16 protein-coding genes are annotated in these 18915 nt (G+C 68.7%); 11 read left to right on the top strand and 5 right to left on the bottom strand.

What is annotated here, in order from left to right; all coding sequences use genetic code 11:
- The first annotated feature begins 19 nt into the window (after positions 1–19).
- Together WS64_RS20935 and polX are read left to right on the top strand one after the other, a co-directional pair.
- Positions 20–412 carry a TraR/DksA family transcriptional regulator gene (locus WS64_RS20935; RefSeq protein WP_060967584.1) on the top strand — a complete coding sequence of 131 codons (393 nt, stop codon included), beginning with the start codon at positions 20–22 and terminating at the stop codon, positions 410–412.
- A 148-nt stretch (positions 413–560) separates the two neighbouring features.
- On the top strand, positions 561–2318 hold the full coding sequence (gene polX / locus WS64_RS20930; protein WP_060968525.1) for a DNA polymerase/3'-5' exonuclease PolX: 1758 nt from the start codon (positions 561–563) through the stop codon (positions 2316–2318).
- A 45-nt stretch (positions 2319–2363) separates the two neighbouring features.
- Here the strand turns inward: polX and ald are convergent, their stop codons facing one another.
- Positions 2364–3479, bottom strand: coding sequence for an alanine dehydrogenase (gene ald / locus WS64_RS20925; protein WP_060967583.1), 1116 nt, complete (start codon positions 3477–3479; stop codon positions 2364–2366).
- 282 nt (positions 3480–3761) lie between these two features.
- On the opposite strand from ald, the gene WS64_RS20920 reads away from it, so the two are divergent.
- Positions 3762–4178, top strand: a complete 417-nt coding sequence (locus tag WS64_RS20920; protein ID WP_060967582.1) for a DUF3995 domain-containing protein — start codon at positions 3762–3764, stop codon at positions 4176–4178.
- A gap of 19 nt (positions 4179–4197) precedes the next feature.
- Here the strand turns inward: WS64_RS20920 and WS64_RS20915 are convergent, their stop codons facing one another.
- A complete protein-coding gene (locus tag WS64_RS20915; protein ID WP_060967581.1) occupies positions 4198–4380 on the bottom strand; it encodes an RNA 2'-phosphotransferase in 183 nt (60 codons plus the stop codon).
- Positions 4381–4841: 461 nt separating this feature from the next.
- Between WS64_RS20915 and WS64_RS20910 the strand changes: the two genes are divergently transcribed.
- The 4 genes from WS64_RS20910 (at position 4842) to WS64_RS20895 (ending at position 10696) form a co-directional block, all read left to right on the top strand.
- Positions 4842–5582 (top strand): gluconate 2-dehydrogenase subunit 3 family protein, encoded by a 741-nt coding sequence (locus WS64_RS20910; protein WP_059574615.1) that lies wholly within the window; start codon positions 4842–4844, stop codon positions 5580–5582.
- Complete coding sequence (locus tag WS64_RS20905) at positions 5582–7360, top strand: GMC family oxidoreductase (protein WP_059639365.1); 1779 nt, start codon at positions 5582–5584, stop codon at positions 7358–7360. The genes WS64_RS20910 and WS64_RS20905 overlap by 1 nt, the downstream gene beginning before the upstream one ends.
- A complete protein-coding gene (locus tag WS64_RS20900; RefSeq protein WP_060967580.1) occupies positions 7357–8769 on the top strand; it encodes a c-type cytochrome in 1413 nt (470 codons plus the stop codon). Before WS64_RS20905 ends, WS64_RS20900 begins: the two co-directional genes overlap by 4 nt.
- 211 nt (positions 8770–8980) lie before the next feature.
- A complete protein-coding gene (locus WS64_RS20895) occupies positions 8981–10696 on the top strand; it encodes a cation:proton antiporter domain-containing protein (RefSeq protein ID WP_060967579.1) in 1716 nt (571 codons plus the stop codon).
- Positions 10697–10723: 27 nt separating this feature from the next.
- Here the strand turns inward: WS64_RS20895 and WS64_RS20890 are convergent, their stop codons facing one another.
- Positions 10724–12586, bottom strand: coding sequence for a peptidoglycan D,D-transpeptidase FtsI family protein (locus WS64_RS20890; protein WP_060967578.1), 1863 nt, complete (start codon positions 12584–12586; stop codon positions 10724–10726).
- A 417-nt stretch (positions 12587–13003) separates the two neighbouring features.
- The gene (locus WS64_RS20885) at positions 13004–13351 is read right to left on the bottom strand and encodes a DUF3564 family protein (protein ID WP_059639369.1); all 348 of its coding nucleotides are present in this window, start codon (positions 13349–13351) and stop codon (positions 13004–13006) included.
- Between the two features lie 649 nt (positions 13352–14000).
- Between WS64_RS20885 and WS64_RS20880 the strand changes: the two genes are divergently transcribed.
- Positions 14001–15212 (top strand): SDR family oxidoreductase, encoded by a 1212-nt coding sequence (locus WS64_RS20880; RefSeq protein ID WP_060967577.1) that lies wholly within the window; start codon positions 14001–14003, stop codon positions 15210–15212.
- 55 nt (positions 15213–15267) lie between these two features.
- Here the strand turns inward: WS64_RS20880 and hpaR are convergent, their stop codons facing one another.
- On the bottom strand, positions 15268–15708 hold the full coding sequence (hpaR, locus tag WS64_RS20875) for a homoprotocatechuate degradation operon regulator HpaR (RefSeq protein ID WP_059574601.1): 441 nt from the start codon (positions 15706–15708) through the stop codon (positions 15268–15270).
- Between the two features lie 152 nt (positions 15709–15860).
- Here hpaR and WS64_RS20870 point away from each other — a divergent pair, with 152 nt between their 5' ends.
- The 3 genes from WS64_RS20870 to hpaE are packed head-to-tail and all read left to right on the top strand — an operon-like array spanning position 15861 to position 18801.
- On the top strand, positions 15861–16550 hold the full coding sequence (locus tag WS64_RS20870; protein ID WP_060967576.1) for a fumarylacetoacetate hydrolase family protein: 690 nt from the start codon (positions 15861–15863) through the stop codon (positions 16548–16550).
- Complete coding sequence (locus WS64_RS20865) at positions 16547–17311, top strand: fumarylacetoacetate hydrolase family protein (RefSeq protein ID WP_060967575.1); 765 nt, start codon at positions 16547–16549, stop codon at positions 17309–17311. Before WS64_RS20870 ends, WS64_RS20865 begins: the two co-directional genes overlap by 4 nt.
- Positions 17312–17337: 26 nt before the next feature.
- Positions 17338–18801 (top strand): 5-carboxymethyl-2-hydroxymuconate semialdehyde dehydrogenase, encoded by a 1464-nt coding sequence (gene hpaE, locus WS64_RS20860; RefSeq protein WP_060967574.1) that lies wholly within the window; start codon positions 17338–17340, stop codon positions 18799–18801.
- The last annotated feature ends 114 nt before the right edge of the window (positions 18802–18915 follow it).

Genomic DNA, 18915 nt, shown 5'->3' with positions numbered 1-18915 from the left:
CGGAACAGGAGAGACGGCCATGTCGCTCGACCAACAACAACGGCAGACGCTGAAACAGCGGCTGAACGAGAGCGAGCAGGCGCTGCGTGCGGAGATCCGCGCGAGCGAGGACCAGCGCGCGCTGGAATCCTATGCGGACCTTGCCGGCGCGGCGCCGGACGAGGGCGACGAGGCGAACGCCGATCTGTTCGTCGACGTCGATCACGCGTTGATCGGCATGAAGCTGACCGAACTGCGCGCGGTCGGCCGCGCGCAGCAGCGGATGCGCGACGGCAGCTACGGCGAATGCATCGACTGCGACGGCTCGGTCGGCTACGAGCGCCTGCTGGCGCGCCCGACCGCCGAACGCTGCACGCATTGCCAGTTGCTGTACGAGCGCCGCTACGCGACGACGCCGCGCGCGTCGCTCTGACGTCGCGGTATCCACCGCGCTGCACGCGCCGGGCGGCCGGCGCAGGATGACCAACGGGCGCCGGGCGTCGTCGACACGCGACGCCGGGCGGGCAGACGCCGTCGCGCCGGCGCGCGGCGCCATCCACGTGGAAGGGGGCACGCCGATCATGCCGATCCACAATGCCGAGTGCGCGGCCGTGTTCGCCGAAATCGCCGACATGCTCGAGATCCAGGGCGCCAACCCGTTTCGCGTGCGGGCATACCGCAACGCCGCCCGCACGATCGCCGACTACGGCCGCGATATCCCGACGATGATCGCGAACGGCGACGATCTCGGGAAGATTCCGTCGATCGGGGCCGATCTCGCGTCGAAGCTGCGCGAGATCGCCGCGACCGGCACCTGCGAACTGCAGCAAACCTTGCGGCATGCGCTACCGGGCGCGATCGTCTCGCTGCTCGACGTGCCCGGGCTCGGCGCGAAACGCGTGAAGGCGCTGCACGACGCGCTGCGCGTCGATTCGCTCGAGCAGTTGCGCGCCGAAGCGAAGAGCGGGCATGTGCGCGAACTGCCGGGCTTCGGTGCGAAAACCGAAGCCCATCTGATCGAGGCGATCGACGATCGCCTGCAGCGTGAGCCGCAACGCTTCCTGCTGCCCGACGCCGCGCATGCGCTGACGCCGTTGCTCGAACGCCTGCGCGCGGTGGCCGGCGTCGGCAAGGCCGTGCCGGCCGGCAGCTTCCGCCGCCGCCGCGAGACGGTTGGCGATCTCGACATCCTCGTCACCGCACGCGACGCTGCCGCGGTCGCCGACGCGTTCGTCGGCTACGGCGACGTGGCGCGCGTGCTCGCACACGGCAAGACCCGGTCGAGCGCGATGCTCGCCAACGGGTTGCAGGTCGACCTGCGCGTCGTCGATGCCGATGCGTTCGGCGCGGCGCTCGTCTACTTCACCGGATCGAAGGCGCACAACATCGCGCTGCGCCGGCTCGCGCAGGCCGGTGGCCTGAAGATCAACGAATACGGCGTGTTTCGCGGCGACGAGCGGATTGCCGGCGCGACGGAGGCATCGGTCTACGCGGCCATCGGGCTGCACGAGGTGCCGCCCGAGTTGCGCGAGGATCGCGGCGAGGTCGATGCGTGCCGTGCCGGCACGCTGCCGGCGCTGGTGGAGCGCAAGCATCTGCATGGCGACCTGCACGCGCATACCGACGTGTCGGCCGGCCGCGACGGCCTGCGCGCGATGGCCGCGGCAGCGCGTGCGCGCGGGCTCGCGTATCTGGCCGTCACCGATCGCGTCCCGCCCGACGGCGGCGCTCGAGGCGGCTTCGACTGGCTCGCGCGGCAGCTCGACGACATCGATCGCGTCAACGCGACGTTCGACGATTTCGTGTTGCTCAAGGGCGTGGAAGCGGGCATTCGCGAGGATGGCAGCCTGGACGTGCCCGACGCGATGCTCGGCCGGCTCGATCTCGTGGTGGGCGCGGTACGCGACGGTTTCGACCTGCCGCGCGGCGTGCAGACCGATCGCATGCTGCGCGCGATGGACCATCCGTATTTCACGATTCTCGCGCATCCGACCGGTCGCATGCTCGGCGAGCGCGACGCCTGCGAACTCGATGTGCCGCGCGTGCTCGCGCAGGTTGCCGCGCGCGGCTGTTTCGTCGAACTCGATGCTCAGCCGCGGCGCCTGGACCTGCCGGACGTCTGGTGCCGCGAGGCCGCGAAGGCCGGCGTGCCGGTCGCGATCGGTTCGGATGCATGCAGCGCGGACGAACTCGACAATCTCGCGTTCGGCGTCGACCAGGCGCGGCGCGGCTGGCTGACGCGGCACGACGTTCTGAACACGCGCACGCTCGCGCAACTGCGGCCGCTGCTGGCGCGCACGATGGGCGGCGGCAAGCGGAGCCGGTCGAAAGGCGCGTGAACGCAACGCGGCCGGCCGCGTTGCGTTCGGTTCATGCCGGCACGGTCATGCCAGCACGCCGGTGGCCGGGACGTACGGCAGCGCAAGCGCCTGCGCGACGGCTTCGTACGTGATGTGGCCGTCGCACACGTTCAGGCCCGCGCGCAGGTGCGGATCGTCGAGCATCGCCTGTTTCCAGCCCTTGTCGGCGAGCGCGAGCGCATGGCCGAGCGTCGCATTGTTCAGCGCAAAGGTGGACGTGCGCGCGACCGCGCCGGGCATGTTCGCGACGCAGTAGTGGACCACGCCGTCGACGACGAAGGTCGGCGCCGCGTGCGTGGTCGCATGCGAGGTCTCGAAGCATCCGCCCTGGTCGATCGCGACGTCGACGACGACCGCCCCCTTGCGCATCGTCGCGATCATGTCGCGCGTGACGAGCCGCGGCGCCGACGCGCCAGGCACGAGTACGGCGCCGATCACGACGTCGGCATCGCGCACGGCTTCGTCGACCGTATGCGCATTCGAGCAGACGGTTGCAATCCGGTTGGCGAACACGAGATCGAGCTGGCGCAACCGGTTCACGTTGTTGTCGAGCACGGTGACGCGCGCGCCGAGGCCCACCGCCATCTGCAGCGCGCCGGTGCCCACGACGCCCGCGCCGAGCACGACGACGTGCGCGGCCGGCACGCCCGGCACGCCGGCCATCAGCAGGCCACGGCCGCCGCGCGGGCTTTCGAGGTGGGTCGCCGCGACCTGGATCGACATGCGGCCGGCGACTTCGCTCATCGGCGCGAGCAGCGGCAGGCCGCCGCCGGGGCCCGTCACGGTTTCGTACGCGATGCACACCGCGCCGGATTTCACGAGCGCGGCGGCCTGATCGGGATCGGGTGCGAGATGCAGGTACGTGTAGAGAATCTGGCCGCGCCGCAGCATCGCGCATTCGGCGGGCTGCGGCTCCTTCACCTTGATGATCATGTCGGCCCGCGCGAAGATCTCGTCGGCGCCGTCGCTGAGCGATGCGCCGGCGGCCGTGTAGTCGTCGTCGAGCAGGCCGATCGCCGTGCCCGCGCCGCGCTGCACGAGCACGCGATGGCCGTGCCGCGTGAGTTCGCGCGCGCCGGCCGGCGTGAGGCCGACACGGTATTCGTGGTTCTTGATCTCTTTCGGCACACCGACCAGCATGAGTCGCCTCCATGGCCTTCGTTATCGTCGTCGTGCGGGCAGGCGGTTGCGCGGCGGCGTGCCGACCGCAGTACTGGAATAACAGGGTAGTAGCGCGCCGACGGAAGTCAAGCGTGCGGCCTGCGCGCGATGCATGCGCACTGCAGCGCAGCATGCGCGGCCACCGGTTGCGACCGGACGTCGCAATGCGCGCGTGATCGGGTTTCGGTATCGTCATGCGTGTCGCGGGCCGAACGTTTTTCGGCAAGACGACGAGACAACGACACGAGGACATCGATCGACATGACCGGTGCGTATTTCAGCGTGCCGACGCTTTGCGCCCTCGCGCTCGTGCACGTCTACTGGGCGTTCGGCGGGCGGCTGGGCAAGCGTGCGGCCATTCCGGAGCAGGACGGCGTACCGCTGCTGCGGCCGACCGCCGTCGGCACGCTTGCCGTCGCGGCCGCCCTGCTGGGCGGCGCGTGCGTGGTCGCCGTGCGTGCCGGCTGGCTCGGGCGCAACGCGCATCCATGCACGATCGCATTCGCGGCCGTTGCGCTCGCATTGATCTTCGCGGTGCGTGCCGTCGGCGATTTCCGCTACGTCGGCTTCTTCAAGCGGATCCGCGGGTCGCGTTTCGCGCGGATGGACACGCTGTATTACTCGCCGCTGTGCGCGGCGCTGGCGTTGTCGATCGCGTCGATGTTCTGGCCGTGGTGAATGGCGACTGGCGCACGGCTCACTCGGCGCGCGTATCGATCAACTCGAGATATTCGGCCGGCACGGCATCGGTCAGCCAGACACTGTTTTCGGCGACGAAGAACGCATGGCCCTGCCGGTGCATGCGCCGCGCATCGACTTCGAGGATCACGGGCACGCCGTAGCGCGCGCCGACGGCCAACGCCGTCCGCCGTCTTCCCATCCTTGCACATTCCGGCTTCTCAATTTCCCATTGTTGCTGATTTCGATGCACTGAATTGCATCGATCCCGCTACCAATGGAACCGGTTCCATATATAATTCGCCGCACTCGTCGCCGGACCCGAAAGAGGGTCGTGCACGTTGCGCTTGCCGTGGGCAGACGTGACGTCTAAGTTGAACAAGGGTCATGGGCGATGACGGAGAGATGCAGGCTGATGCCGGTATTTGTCCGACGATAGGGCCCGCGAAGAGGTCGATCCGCACAGCGCCACCGGTACCGGGGCGGGGTGCGGCTGCAATGACGGCGCCACCGCGGCTCGCGGCCGGGCGCCTGCAATCGAGGTTGTGCGCAACACACGAAAGAACAGGGCGACCGGCCGCGTGCGGCACGGCTGCCTGCCGGGCACGCGGCATGCGGAATGCGCGCGTCCGAACCCCGATCCCCAACGATCAACATCCGACCATGTCCACGCCACCTGACAAACCCAATTCGCGTCGCCGTTTCCTGCGCACGTCGGTCGCGCTCGTGCCGATCGCGTCGGTCGCCGGCTGCGACCTGCGCTCGTCGTCGCCGTCCGCGACGACGGCCGGCAATGCATCCGCCGCGTCGGCCGGCGCCGAGCGCGCGCCGTACAAGCCGACCTTTTTCGATGCGAAGGAATGGGCGTTCGTCCAGGCCGCCGTCGACCGGCTGATTCCGGCCGATGCCGAAGGCCCCGGCGCGCTCGAAGCCGGCGTGCCCGAATTCATCGATCGCCAGATGGAGACACCGTATGCGCACGGCGCGACGTGGTACATGCAGGGGCCGTTCCAGCAGGGCGTGCCCGAGCTCGGCTACCAGTTGAAGCTCGTGCCGCGCGACATCTACCGGCTCGGCATCGCGGCCGTCAACCGCTATTGCGAAAAGGCGCACGGCAAGGCGTTCGCGGATCTCGACGCGCCGACGCGCGACACGGTGCTCGGCGCGCTGGAGAAGGGCGGCGCGCAGATCGACGACGTGCCGCCCGGCGTGTTTCTCGGCCAGTTGCTGCAGAACACGCGCGAGGGCTACTTCTGCGATCCGGTGCATGGCGGCAATCGCGACATGGCCGCGTGGAAGATGATCGGTTTCCCGGGCGCGCGCGCGGACTTCATGGATTTCGTCAACCAGAGCGGCAAGCCCTATCCGTACGGCCCCGTCTCGATCAACGGGGAGCGCAGCTGATGGCCGCAGACAAGAAGCCGCATGTCGACGCGGTGATCGTCGGGTTCGGCTGGACCGGCGCGATTCTCGCGAAGGAACTGACCGAAGCCGGTTTGAACGTCGTCGCGCTCGAGCGCGGCGAATATCGCGACACCTACCCGGACGGCGCGTACCCGAACACGATCGACGAGCTGACCTACAACATCCGCAAGAAGCTGTTTCTCGACCTGTCGAAGACGACCGTGTCGATTCGCCACGGGCTGCAGGACACCGCGCTGCCGTACCGGCAGCTCGCCGCGTTCCTGCCGGGCGAAGGCGTGGGCGGCGCGGGGCTGCACTGGTCGGGTGTGCACTTCCGGATCACGCCGGAAGAGCTGCGCCTGCGCAGCCACTACGAAGAGCGCTACGGCAAGAAGTTCATCCCCGAAGGGATGACGATCCAGGACACGGGCGTCACGTACGAGGAACTCGAGCCGCATTTCGATTTCGCCGAGAAGGTGTTCGGCACGTCGGGGCAGGCGTACAAGGTCGGCGGCAAGGTGGTCGGCGACGGCAACGTGTTCGAGGCCGACCGCAGCGACCACTTCCCGCTGCCCGCGCAGCTCAATACGTATTCGGCGCAGCGCTTCTTCGATGCGGCCCGCTCGCTCGGCCTGCATCCGTACCGGCTGCCGTCCGCGAACACGTCGGGGCCGTACACGAACCCGTACGGCGTGCAGATGGGCCCGTGCAACTTCTGCGGCTACTGCAGCGGCTACGCGTGCTACATGTATTCGAAGGCGTCGCCGAACCTGAACATCCTGCCGGCGCTGAAGCAGGCGCCGAACTTCGAGCTGCGCTCGAAGTGCCACGTGCTGCGCGTCGATCTCGACGACACGAAGAAGCGCGCGACCGGCGTGACCTACGTCGATCCGGCCGGGCGTGAAGTGCACCAGCCGGCCGATCTCGTGATCGTGGCCGCGTTCCAGTATCACAACGTGCACCTGCTGCTGCTGTCGGGCATCGGCAAGCCGTACGACCCGGTGTCGGGCGAAGGCGTGGTCGGCCGCAATTTTGCGTACCAGAACCTGTCGACGATCAAGGCGTTCTTCGACAAGGACACCTACACGAATCCGTTCATCGGCGCGGGCGGCAACGGCGTCGCGGTGGACGATTTCAACGCGGACAACTTCGACCACGGCCCGCTCGGCTTCGTCGGCGGCTCGCCGCTGTGGGTGAACCAGGCCGGCGTGAAGCCGATCAGCGGCATCGCGACACCGCCCGGCACGCCGCAATGGGGCTCGGCATGGAAGAAGGCCGTGAAGGACAACTACGCGCACACGATCTCGATGGACGCGCACGGCACCAACATGTCGTACCGCGACGTGTATCTCGACCTCGATCCGACCTATCGCGATTCGTACGGCCAGCCGCTGTTGCGGATGACGTTCGACTGGAAGGACAACGACATCAGGATGGCGCAGTACGTGACCGGCCAGATGAAGAAGATTGCGGAAGCGATGGGGCCGAAGGCGATCGGCGTGTCGACGCGCGAGTTCGGCAAGCACTTCGACTCGCGCCAGTACCAGACGACCCATCTCGTCGGCGGCGCGATCATGGGCACCGACCCGAAGACGAGCGTGCTGAACCGCTACCTGCAGTGCTGGGACGTGCACAACGTGTTCGTGATGGGCGCGTCCGCGCTGCCGCAGGGCATCGGCTACAACCCGACCGGGATCATCGCGGCGCTGGCCTACTGGTCGGCACGGGCGATCCGCGAGCAGTACCTGAAAAATCCCGCCCCGCTGGTGACCGCATGAAGAGGACGATGAACCACAACGTCGCGCGCCGGATGTCGCGCGCGCTGGCGGCCGGTGTGGCCTGGGCCGCGTTCGGCTTCGCGGGCTCGGCGGCGCTTGCGCAACCGGCGGCCCCCGCGGCAGCCTCCGGCCCGGCGGCCGCACCGGCCGCCCCATCCGCCGACGCGGGCCTGATCAAGCGCGGCGAATACCTCGCCCGCGCCGGCGACTGCATCGCATGCCACACCGCGAGCGGCGGCAAGCCGTACGCGGGCGGCCTGAAGTTCGACACGCCGATCGGCGCGATCTACTCGACGAACATCACGCCGGACCCGAAGACGGGCCTCGGCGGCTGGACTTACGAGGACTTCACCCGCGCGGTGCGCGAAGGCGTGCGCAAGAACGGCGACACGATGTATCCGGCGATGCCGTTCCCGTCGTATTCGCGGCTGACCGACGACGACATGAAGGCACTGTACGCATACTTCATGCACGGCGTCGCGCCGGTCGAGCACGAGAACCGCGCGGTCGACATCGTGTGGCCGCTGTCGATGCGCTGGCCGCTCGGCATCTGGCGCAAGATGTTCGCGCCGTCGCCGAAGCCGTTCGACGCGGCGTCGTACAGCGACCCGGCGGTCGCACGCGGCGCGTATCTCGTGCAGGGCCTCGGCCACTGCGGCGCGTGCCACACGCCGCGCGCGCCGACGATGCAGGAGCGCGGGCTGACCGACGCGGACGGCCTCGACTTCCTGGCCGGCGGCGCGGCGATCGACGGCTGGGTGCCGACGAGCCTGCGCGGCGAGCCGCGCACGGGCCTCGGCACGTGGAGCGAAACCGAGATCGTGCAGTTCCTGAAGACGGGCCGCACGCTGCGCACGGCCGCGTTCGGCGGGATGACGGACGTGGTCGGCCACAGCATGCAGCACATGACCGACGACGACCTGAACGCGATCGCGCGCTACCTGAAGACGCTGCCGCCGCGCGTGCAGGGCGAGCAGCCGCACGTGTACGACGCGGCCGCGGCGAAGGCGCTGCAGACGGGCGACGCGAGCAAGCCGGGCGCGGCCGTCTATCGCGACAACTGCATGGCCTGCCACCGCAGCGACGGCCACGGCTACACGCGCGTGTTCCCGGCACTCGCCGGCAACCCGGTGGTGCAGGGCGACGATCCGACGTCGCTGATTCACGTCGTGCTGGAAGGCAGCGCGCTGCAGGGCACGCGCACCGCGCCGTCGACCTTCACGATGCCGCCGTTCGGCTGGCGCCTGTCGGACCAGGAAGTCGCGGACGTGTCGAACTTCGTGCGCACGAGCTGGGGCAACACGGGCGCGCCGGTGACGGCCGCGCAGGTCGCGAAGGTGCGCAAGAGCGTGCCGTCGACGCGGCCCGAGCCGCCGCCGGGCGCGCGATTCCCGCAAGCGGCGCGCTGACGGCGGGGCGGCGGGGCGCCGGCCCCGCCTGTCACCTGGTCCGCGTCGATGCGTGACCGGGCCCGCGACGCCTCAGTTTTCGCCGGGGTCGCGCCCCGCCAACCCGCGCCGCCGCGCGAAATTTTCGCGGCCGCGCGCCATTCTTCCGCCTCATCCCGTATCCTTTCACTCTTGAACCTTACTAAATCGTTACAAGAGCTTGGGAGGGGGGATGCCTCATGACGTCAGCCTGATTGCGTTGCTCGCGGCCGGTTTCGGTCTCGCGATGATTTTCGGTTACCTCGCGTCGCTGCTGAAAATGCCGCCGCTCGTCGGCTATCTGCTCGCCGGGATCGTGATCGGCCCCGGCACGCCCGGCTTCGTCGGCGACCTGTCGCTCGCGCAGCAACTCGCCGAAGTCGGCGTGATGCTGTTGATGTTCGGCGTCGGCCTGCATTTCTCGCTCGGCGATCTGCTCGCGGTGCGCAAGATCGCGCTGCCGGGCGCCATCGTGCAGATCACCGTCGCGACGCTGCTCGGCGGCGGGCTCGCGCTCACCTGGGGCTGGAGCCTCGGTGCGGCGCTCGTGTTCGGGCTGGCGCTGTCGGTCGCGAGCACCGTCGTGCTGCTGCGCGCGCTCGAGGGGCGCGGGCTCGTCGAGACGGTCAACGGGCGCATCGCGGTCGGCTGGCTGGTCGTCGAGGATCTCGTGATGGTGCTCGTGCTGGTGCTGCTGCCGCCGGTGGCGGGGCTGCTCGGCGGCACGCCGCCCGGCGACGCGCAGGCGGCCGGCGGCAGCGTGTGGGGCACGCTCGGCGTCACGATGCTGAAGGTCGCCGCGTTCATCGCGCTGATGCTGGTGGTCGGCAAGCGCGTGTTCCCGCGCATTCTGTGGCTCGTCGCGCGCACGGGCTCGCGCGAGCTGTTCACGCTGTGCATGATCGCGGCCGCGGTCGGCATCGCGTTCGGCGCCGCGAAGCTGTTCGACGTGTCGTTCGCGCTTGGCGCCTTCTTCGCCGGGATGATGATGCGCGAATCGGAATTCAGCCGGCGCGCGGCCGAAGAGACGCTGCCGCTGCGCGATGCGTTCTCGGTGCTGTTCTTCATCTCGGTCGGCATGCTGTTCGACCCGAAGGTGCTGCTCGACGAGCCGCTGCACGTGATCGAGGTCGCGGGCATCGTGCTGATCGGCAAGACGCTCGCAGCCGTCGCGCTCGTGATCGCGTTCCGCTATCCGCTGAATACCGCGCTGACGGTGGGGGCCGGCCTCGCGCAGATCGGCGAATTCTCGTTCATCCTCGCGGGGCTCGGCCGCGCGCTCGGGCTGCTGTCGGCCGAGGGGCAGAGCCTGATTCTCGCGGTCGCGCTGATCTCGATCGCGATGAACACGCTGCTGTTCGCGATGATCGATCCGGCGCTCGCATGGATCCGCAAGCATTCGGCGTTCGCGCGCAAGCTCGAGGCGCGCGACGATCCGCTCGCCGCGCTGCCGATGTCGACGCCGCAGACGCACCTGACCGGGCAGGTCGTGATCGTCGGCTATGGCAAGGTCGGCACGCGGATCGCACATGCGCTGGACGAGCGCGGGATTGCGTATGTCGTCGTCGAGCAGAATCGCGAGCTCGTCGAGAAGCTGCGCGCGGACGGCATCGCGGCCGTGTCGGGCGACGCGATCGAGCCGATCGTGCTCGTGCAGGCGCATATCGCCCGCGCCGGGATGCTGGTCGTCACGCTGCCCGACGTATTCGACGTGCGGCAGATCGTCGAGATCTCGCGCACGCTCAACCCGACGCTCGAGGTCGTGCTCTGCACGAACAGCGGCGACGAGGCCGCGCTGCTGTCGAACGAGGGCATCGGCACCGTGTTCATGGGCGAGACCGAGCTCGCGCGCGGGATGACCGAGCACGTGCTCGGCCGGATGGTGAAGCCGGTCGCGGCCGCGCATTGACGGCGCGCGGCGGCGCGCCTGGCTTCGTCAGCCTGCGGCGGCCACTTTCGCGGGCGCGGGGCGGGCGGATTGCGCGGCCGTCGTTGCCGGCGCCCCCGGTTTCGGCGCCGCGACCGTCTTCTGCGGCGCGCCGGCCTTCGCCGGCGCATTCTCTTCCGGTTCGACCGGTGCATCGGGCGGCACGCCGAGCAACTGCAGCGCGCCGCTCGTGACCGACGCGAACACCGGGCCGGCCACCGTGCCGCCGTAGTAGCCCTTGCCGCGCGGCTCGTCGATCATCACCGCGACGATCAGGCGCGGGTTGCTCATCGGCGCCATCCCCGCGAACAGCGCGCGGTACTTGCCCTTCGCGTAGCTCGCGCCGACCTGCTTGCGCGCGGTACCCGTCTTGCCGCCGATCCGGTAGCCGTCGACGCGCGCGCGGCGCCCCGTGCCGCCTTCACCCACCGCCATCTCGAGCATCGAGCGGATCGCGGCGGCCGTTTGCGGCGACGTCACGCGGTGGCCGCGGTGCGCGTCGATCGTCTGCTGGTCGGTGCCGTTCTTCAGCAGCGACACCGGATGCAGCGTGCCGTCGCCCGCATAGGCGGTGTAGGTCTGCGCGATCTGCAGCAGCGACATCGACAGCCCGTAGCCGTACGCCATCGTCGCCTGCTCGATCGGCCGCCAGCGCTTGTAGCCGCGCAGCCGGCCCGACGCGACGCCGGGGAACGTCAGTTCCGGCGCGCGGCCGATCCCGTATTCCTGGTATTTGTTCCAGATGGTTTCGGCGGGCAGGTTCAGCGCGAGTTTCGCGAGCGCGACGTTGCTCGACTTCTGCAGCGCCTGCGACACCGTCAGCGACCCGTGGTTCGACGTGTCGTGGATCACGGCCGGGCCGATCTTGTACGTGCCCGGCGACGTGTTGATGATCGTGTTCGGCGTGACCTTGCGCTCGTCGATCGACAGCGCGACGACGAGCGGCTTGATCGTCGAGCCCGGTTCGAACGTGTCCACCACCGCGCGGTTGCGCAATTGCTGGCCGGTGAGGCGGGCGCGATCGTTCGGGTCGAAGGTCGGATAGTTCGCGAGCGCGAGAATCTCGCCGTTCTGCGCGTCGAGCACGACGACGCTGCCGGCCACCGCGTTGTTTTCGATCACGGCCGCCTTGAGCTGACTGAAGGCGAGCTGCTGGATGCGGCGGTCGATCGTCAGTTCGATCGTCGCGCCGTGCTGCGCGGGCACGAGCGGGCGCGTGTCCGACACGATGCGGCCGAGCCGGTCGCGAATCACCTCGCGCTGGCCGGACGTACCTTGCAGGCGCGCATTCGCCGCCAGCTCGACGCCTTCCTGGCCCTTGTCCTCGACGTTCGTGAAGCCGACCACGTGCGCGGCCGATTCGCCTTCCGGGTAGAAACGCTTCGAATCGGCGATCTGCGTGATGCCGTCGATCGCAAGCTTGTCGAGCCGGCTCGCGGTGTCCGCATCGACCTGCCGCTTGAGCAGCACGAACGTCTTGTCGTTGCCGAGACGCCGCTTCACCTCGACGAGCGGCATGTCGAGCAGCTTCGCGATCTGCGGATAATCGGTGTCGGCGACCTGTTTCGGGTTCGCCCAGATTTCGTAGGTCGACAGGCTGACCGCGAGCATCGCGCCGTTGCGGTCGACGATGCGCCCGCGCATCGCGTCGAGCTCGATCGTGCGCTGGTAACGCTTCTGGCCCTGGCCGACGTAGAAATCCTGGTTCGCGACCTGCACCCAGAAAGCGCGGGCGATCAACGCGGCGAACGCGAGGAACACGACGACCACGATCAGCCGGGAGCGCCACATCGGCAGCCGCGACGCGAGCATCGGATTCTTGGTCGCCGCTGCGTACGGATCGGCGGGGTGGGTCTTTTTTTTCACGCTCATGCAAAGGCCGGGTCGGGCCGCCGGACGGCGGCGGGTCAGTCTGAATAATGCGATTGTAATAAATGAGTAAACAACGTGTGGGGAAAGTATGTTCCGGCCCCGCAAAAAGGCGAATGGTAGGTGATCCCGAGAATGGAGCGAAAGGGGGCAGGGCGGCGCCGTAACGGAATGCGGCGGCGGCTGCGGCGGGGGAAACACGGACGATTCGCCGTGCGCCGAGGCGGGGCACGGGGTGACCGGCATCGATCGATTCGCGATTGCCCCGCACGCGATCAATTGCCCGTGTTCCGGTTATTTCTTTAATCTCGAAAATGAAAAGCGCCTCGAGCCGAGGCGCCATTCATGCTGAATATCGAAATTAATATCGTGGATGTCGGAATAAACCCGAAAACCGCAGACGATTCAGGTCAATAATACCTATCGGGCCACGGAAATAAATTCGCGGTATTCCGGCTGGGTCGTGCAGGTATCGACCGCCTGCAGCCGCCACGCGCCTGCGGGATGCTCGCCGGCGAGCACCGCGGGGCCGTGTTCGCGCCGCATCGCGTCGAACGACAGCCCCTTCAATTGACAGACGGCATTGCCGCTGTCGGCCGCGCAGAGCGCCATCGCGCCCTCCACGTCGCGGACCTTGCCCCAGGTCGGAAGGTCGATGCCCTGATGTGCCTCGCGCGACCACAGTCCCTCGTCGGTATCGACCCACAAGACCGCGAAGGAATGCCGGGTTGCCGATTCGCTGCCATTAATCCGAATGGTGAGGCGCATTGGATCCTCTCCTGAAAAGTTGAAACGTTCGACCGATTTGACTTGAACAGTCTAGATAGACTGGTGTGAAACGCAAGTGATAAACCGCAATAAATCCGTATTGCGTCCATTTCGGTTTCAGATGAAAGGACGTCTGATGATGCATGGTCATTCCCGATGCGTCAGCACACACGGGCGATAGCGGCGATCGCGGCGCCTGGCCGGACGCCCGCGGCGGTCAAGAGATGGGATGACGGGGCGGACACCCGCGTCGATCTGTCGCGCGCCGGCCGCCGTCGAATCGGGGCCGCCCGACGCCATCGGGCACCGTCCGAACACGGCCGCACCGAACGTTTCAGCGTTCCGACGCGGCGGCCGGCACGACACACTCCGACAATCGCGTACAAATCGGCACACTTTCACGAAACTTTCGGGACAGACTTGCACGCGTTCGAGCCCCACACTGGGAACTTCCCGATCCTGTGCGCGGACGCCCGTCCGCGCCGGCTGCCGCCGCCTCGTGCCAGCGCGCGATCGACGCGATCGCAGGGCGTCCGCCCGATCGGGAGCCGCCGGGGCGCGCGTCAGCCCCGGCCCGGCCGGTGAGCCGTGCGCCGGCCCGCAACCGCGGGCGCCGCGCCGCCCGGCCGATTCTTCGAAGGAGACTATCGTGCTGATCTGGAAAACCGCGTTGTCGCTCAACTGGCGCACGAGCCTCGTGTCGCCGGCCAGCGCGCCGGTCGCGGCGGCGAACGTCGGCCGGCTCGTGCTGACCGGCGCCACCGGCTTCATCGGCAGTACCGTGCTGACCGCGCTCGTCAATGCCGGGCTGCTCGAACGCGTCGTGTGCGTCGTGCGCGCGCAGGACCGCGGCCATGCGGTCGCGCGGCTGCGTGAAGCCGCGCTGCGCGCGGGGCTCGCGCCGTACTGGGCGTCGCGCCTGACCGACGCGAACGTGATCGTCGGCGCGCTCGGCGACGTGTGGCACGGCGCCGACGCGCCGCGCCTGGCCGGCGCGACGCACGTGATTCACTGCGCGGGCCACGCATCGCCGGCCGACGGCGCGCACCTGCAGGCCGACATCGCCGATGCGGTGCGCTTCGCCGAACGCTTTGCGCGCGCGCCGCGCCTGCAGCGCTTCGTGTACGTGGGCACGGCCTACGCGCACGCGGGCCGCGGCGGGATCGTGCAGGAAGAGGCGGAACGCGCCACGGGCAACGATGCCGCGCCGGGCGCTGAAGGCCTGCCGGGCGCGGTGCTCGCCGCCGATTACCTGCACGCGAAGGCGCAAACGGAGCAGCGCCTGCGCGCGCTCGGGCTGCCGCTCGTCGTCGTGCGGCCGTCGCACGTGGTCGGCCACACGGTGCTCGGCACGCGGCCCGCGCCGAATTCGTTCTGGATGTTCCGGCTCGCGCATGCGGCGCGCCGCTTCACCGCGCGGCCGATGACGCGCATCGACATCGTGTCGGTGGACGACGTGGCGCGCGCGACGATGCTGCTGGCCGTCAAGCCGACGCTCGCGCACGACGTCTATCACGTGTCGGCCGGCGACGAGGCGCCGCAGGTCGCGCAGATCGTGCGCGCGATGGACGAGGCGGCGGGAATGACCGGGGCGCCGCGCTACGCGGCATGCGCGCCGGCCGAACTGCCGCTCGTCGTGCGCGACGTGCTCGGGCGCCGCGATCCGGCCCTGGAGCGCGTGATCGGCCGGGCGCTGCAGCGCTGCGGGGAATTCGCGACGGTCGATCGCGTATTCGACAATCGCCGCGTGCGCGACGAAATCGATTTCGAACCGTTGCCGTTCATCGATTACGTCGAGGAGTGCATGCGCACGTCACGCGGGGTGGCCGTGACCGAGCTGATGCGCGGCGCGTTCCACTGATCGCCCGTGTCGCACCGGCGCCCGTTCCCGCAGGCCGCGGAAGCGGGCGCCGCCGTCACGCGTCGCTGCCGAGCTCGATGAGCCGGTCGAGCGCGCGGTAGATGTCCTCGAGGCCGTCCTCGCCGAACCGCGACTCGAGTTGCCGGTATTGCTCGTCGATGCGCGGACCGATTTCCGTCACCAGTTTCCTGCTTTGCGGCGTCAGGCTGACCAGCAGCCGGCGCTGATCCTCCTGCGCGCGCGTGCGCGTGATCAGGCCGTCGCGCTCCATCCGTTCCAGCACGCCGGTCAGGCTCGGGCTCAGGATGCAGCAGCGTTTCGCGATCTGCCCGGCTTCGAGCGCCTGCGCCGGTTCGCCGTCGAGCACGCGGATGATCCGCCATTGCTGTTCGGTCAGCGAGAATTCCTTGAGAATGGGGCGAAACAGACCCATCAGCGTTTCGCGGGCCTCGAGCAGCAGCATGGCCAGGTTGCGATGGTCGAGCGTACGGTTCATCGGGGTGGGCAGAGGTCGGGGACGCATCAATCTTAACAGCCGAAGCTGATGAATTTCGCGTATCAGGGTAATCGAGGTTGCCAGCGCACGATTGTTTACTTAAGATATTAAGTATTGACGATGCGCCGCGACGCGCGGCAGGGGAACGACGCATGGAGCTGTCTTGCACGAACGCCGGGGCGCCGCCGTTGCCGGTCGCCATCGGTACCGTCTACGGCGCGTTGCTCAACGAGCGCGCGGCGCTCGACGCGCTCGGCGACGCCGTGAACGCGCCGCCTTACGGCCGCCCGCCGCAGGCGCCGATCCTGTACATCAAATCCGCCAACACGCATGCGGCCGACGGCGCGGCCGTCGTCGTGCCGGCCGGCGTCGACGCGCTGGAGATCGGCGCATCGGTGGCCGTCGTGTTCGCGCGGCGTGCGACGCGCGTGCCGGCCGCGCACGCGCTCGACTACGTGCACGGCTTCACGCTCGCGAGCGACGTGTCGGTGCCGCATCCCCATTACTACCGCCCGGCCGTGCGCTTCAAGTGCCGCGACGGCTTCTGCCCGCTCGGCCCGGCGATCGTGCCGGCCGCCGCGCTCGCCGATGTCGACGCGATCGGCCTGACGGTGCGGATCGACGGCGCGGTGGCCGCGTCCGCGTCGACCGCGACGCTGATTCGCCCGGTGCGCGCGCTGATCGCCGACGTGACGGCCTTCATGTCGTTCGACGCGGGCGATGTGCTGCTGCTCGGCGTCGCGGGCGGCGCACCGCGTGCCCGCGCGGGCAGCACGATCGAGATCGCCGCGGCCAGCATCGGCACGTTGCGGCATACGCTGATGGCGGAGGAAGCACGATGAAGACGGCGCGCGTGATCTACAACGGCGCACTCCACGCGGCCGAACCGGCCGGCGACGGCGCGATCCGCCTCGATACGGGGCGCGTGGTGGCCGAGGACGCGGTGGCATGGCTGCCGCCCGTCGCGCCGCGCACGACGTTCGCGCTCGGGCTGAACTATGCGGACCACGCGAAGGAACTCGCGTTCAACGCACCGAGCGAACCGCTGATTTTCCTGAAGGGGCCGAACACGTTCATCGGCCACCGGTCGCTGACCGTGCGCCCGGCGGACGCCACGCACATGCACTACGAGTGCGAATTGGCCGTCGTGATCGGCCGGCCCGCGCGCCACGTGAGCCGCGCGCAGGCGATCGACTACGTGGCCGGCTATACGGTCGCGAACGACTACGCGATCCGCGACTATCTCGAGAACTACTACCGGCCGAACCTGCGCGTGAAGAACCGCGACACCTGCACGCCGCTCGGGCCGTGGTTCGTCAGCCGCGACGAGATCGGCGACGCGGGCGACCTCACGCTGCGCACGACGGTGAACGGCCGCGAGACGCAGCGCGGCAGCACGCGCGACATGGTGTTCGACGTGCCGGCGCTGATCGAGCACATCAGCAGCTTCATGACGCTCTCGCCGGGCGACCTGATCCTGACCGGTACGCCCGAGGGGCTGGCCGACACGAAGCCGGGCGACGAGGTCGTGACCGAAATCGAAGGGATCGGCCGGCTCGTGAACATGATCGTCGGCGAAGCGGACTACTATCGCGCCGGCTGAAGCCGTCGCCCAAGGAAGGAGAGCACATGACCATCAAGCACTGGATCGGCGGCCGCGAAGTGGAGAGCCGCGACACCTTCACGACGCTGAACCCGGCGACGGGTGAAGTCATCACCGACGTCGCGTCGGGCGGCGAGGCCGAGGTCGACGCGGCCGTGCGCGCGGCGAAGGAAGCGTTCCCGAAATGGGCGAACACGCCGGCGAAGGAGCGCGCGAAGCTGATGCGCAGGCTCGGCGAGCTGATCGAGAAGAACGTGCCGATGCTCGCCGCGCTGGAGACGCAGGACACCGGCCTGCCGATCGCGCAGACGAGCAAGCAGCTGATTCCGCGCGCGTCGGAGAACTTCAACTTCTTCGCCGAGGTGTGCGTGCAGATGAACGGCCGCACTTATCCCGTCGACGACCAGATGCTGAACTACACGCTGTACCAGCCGGTCGGCGTATGCGCGCTGGTGTCGCCGTGGAACGTGCCGTTCATGACGGCCACGTGGAAGACGGCGCCGTGCCTCGCGCTCGGCAACACGGCCGTGCTGAAGATGTCGGAGCTGTCGCCGCTGACGGCCGACCAGCTCGGCCGGCTCGCGCTCGAAGCCGGCATCCCGCCGGGCGTGCTGAACGTCGTGCAGGGCTACGGCGCGACGGCCGGCGACGCGCTCGTGCGCCATCCGGACGTGCGCGCGGTGTCGTTTACCGGCGGCACCGTCACCGGCAAGCGGATCATGGAGCGCGCGGGCCTCAAGAAATATTCGATGGAGCTTGGCGGCAAGTCGCCGGTGCTGATCTTCGACGACGCCGATTTCGACCGCGCGCTCGACGCGTCGCTGTTCACGATCTTCTCGATCAACGGCGAACGCTGCACCGCCGGCTCGCGGATCTTCGTGCAGCGCACGATCTACGACCGCTTCGTGCAGGAATTCGCGCGCCGCGCGAACAACCTGGTGGTCGGCGATCCAGCGGATCCGGGCACCAACCTCGGCGCGATGATCACGCGCCAGCACTGGGAAAAGGTGACGGGCTACATCCGCATCGGCGAGAAGGAAGGCGCGCGCGTGGTCGCGGGCGGCGCCGACAAGCCGGCCGGGTTGCCCGACCGTCTGCGCAACGGCAACTTCGTGCGGCCGACCGTATTCGCCGACGTCGACAACCGGATGCGCATCGCGCAGGAGGAGATCTTCGGGCCGGTCGCGTGCATCATCCCGTTCGAGGACGAAGACGAAGGGCTGCGGCTCGCGAACGACACGTCGTACGGCCTCGCGTCGTACATCTGGACGCAGGACGTCGGCAAGGTGCATCGGCTCGCGCGCGGCATCGAGGCCGGGATGGTGTTCGTGAACAGCCAGAACGTGCGCGACCTGCGCCAGCCGTTCGGCGGCGTGAAGGAATCGGGCACCGGGCGCGAGGGTGGCGAGTACAGTTTCGAGGTGTTCGCGGAGATCAAGAACGTATGCATCTCGATGGGTTCGCATCACATTCCGCGCTGGGGCGTGTGACGGAAGCGGGTGGTGTCGCCGCAAGAACGAACGATTCCTTGGCCGGCACGCCGGCCAAGCATGGGGCCGGAGTAACCGCTAAAGCGCTAACTCCGGCCGACAGGGAGACTTGAA

It is taken from the genome of Burkholderia anthina (genome assembly GCF_001547525.1).
GTDB lineage: Bacteria > Pseudomonadota > Gammaproteobacteria > Burkholderiales > Burkholderiaceae > Burkholderia > Burkholderia semiarida.
Note: the sequence above shows the minus strand (reverse complement) of the source record. Positions and strands in the feature narration are given on the sequence as shown.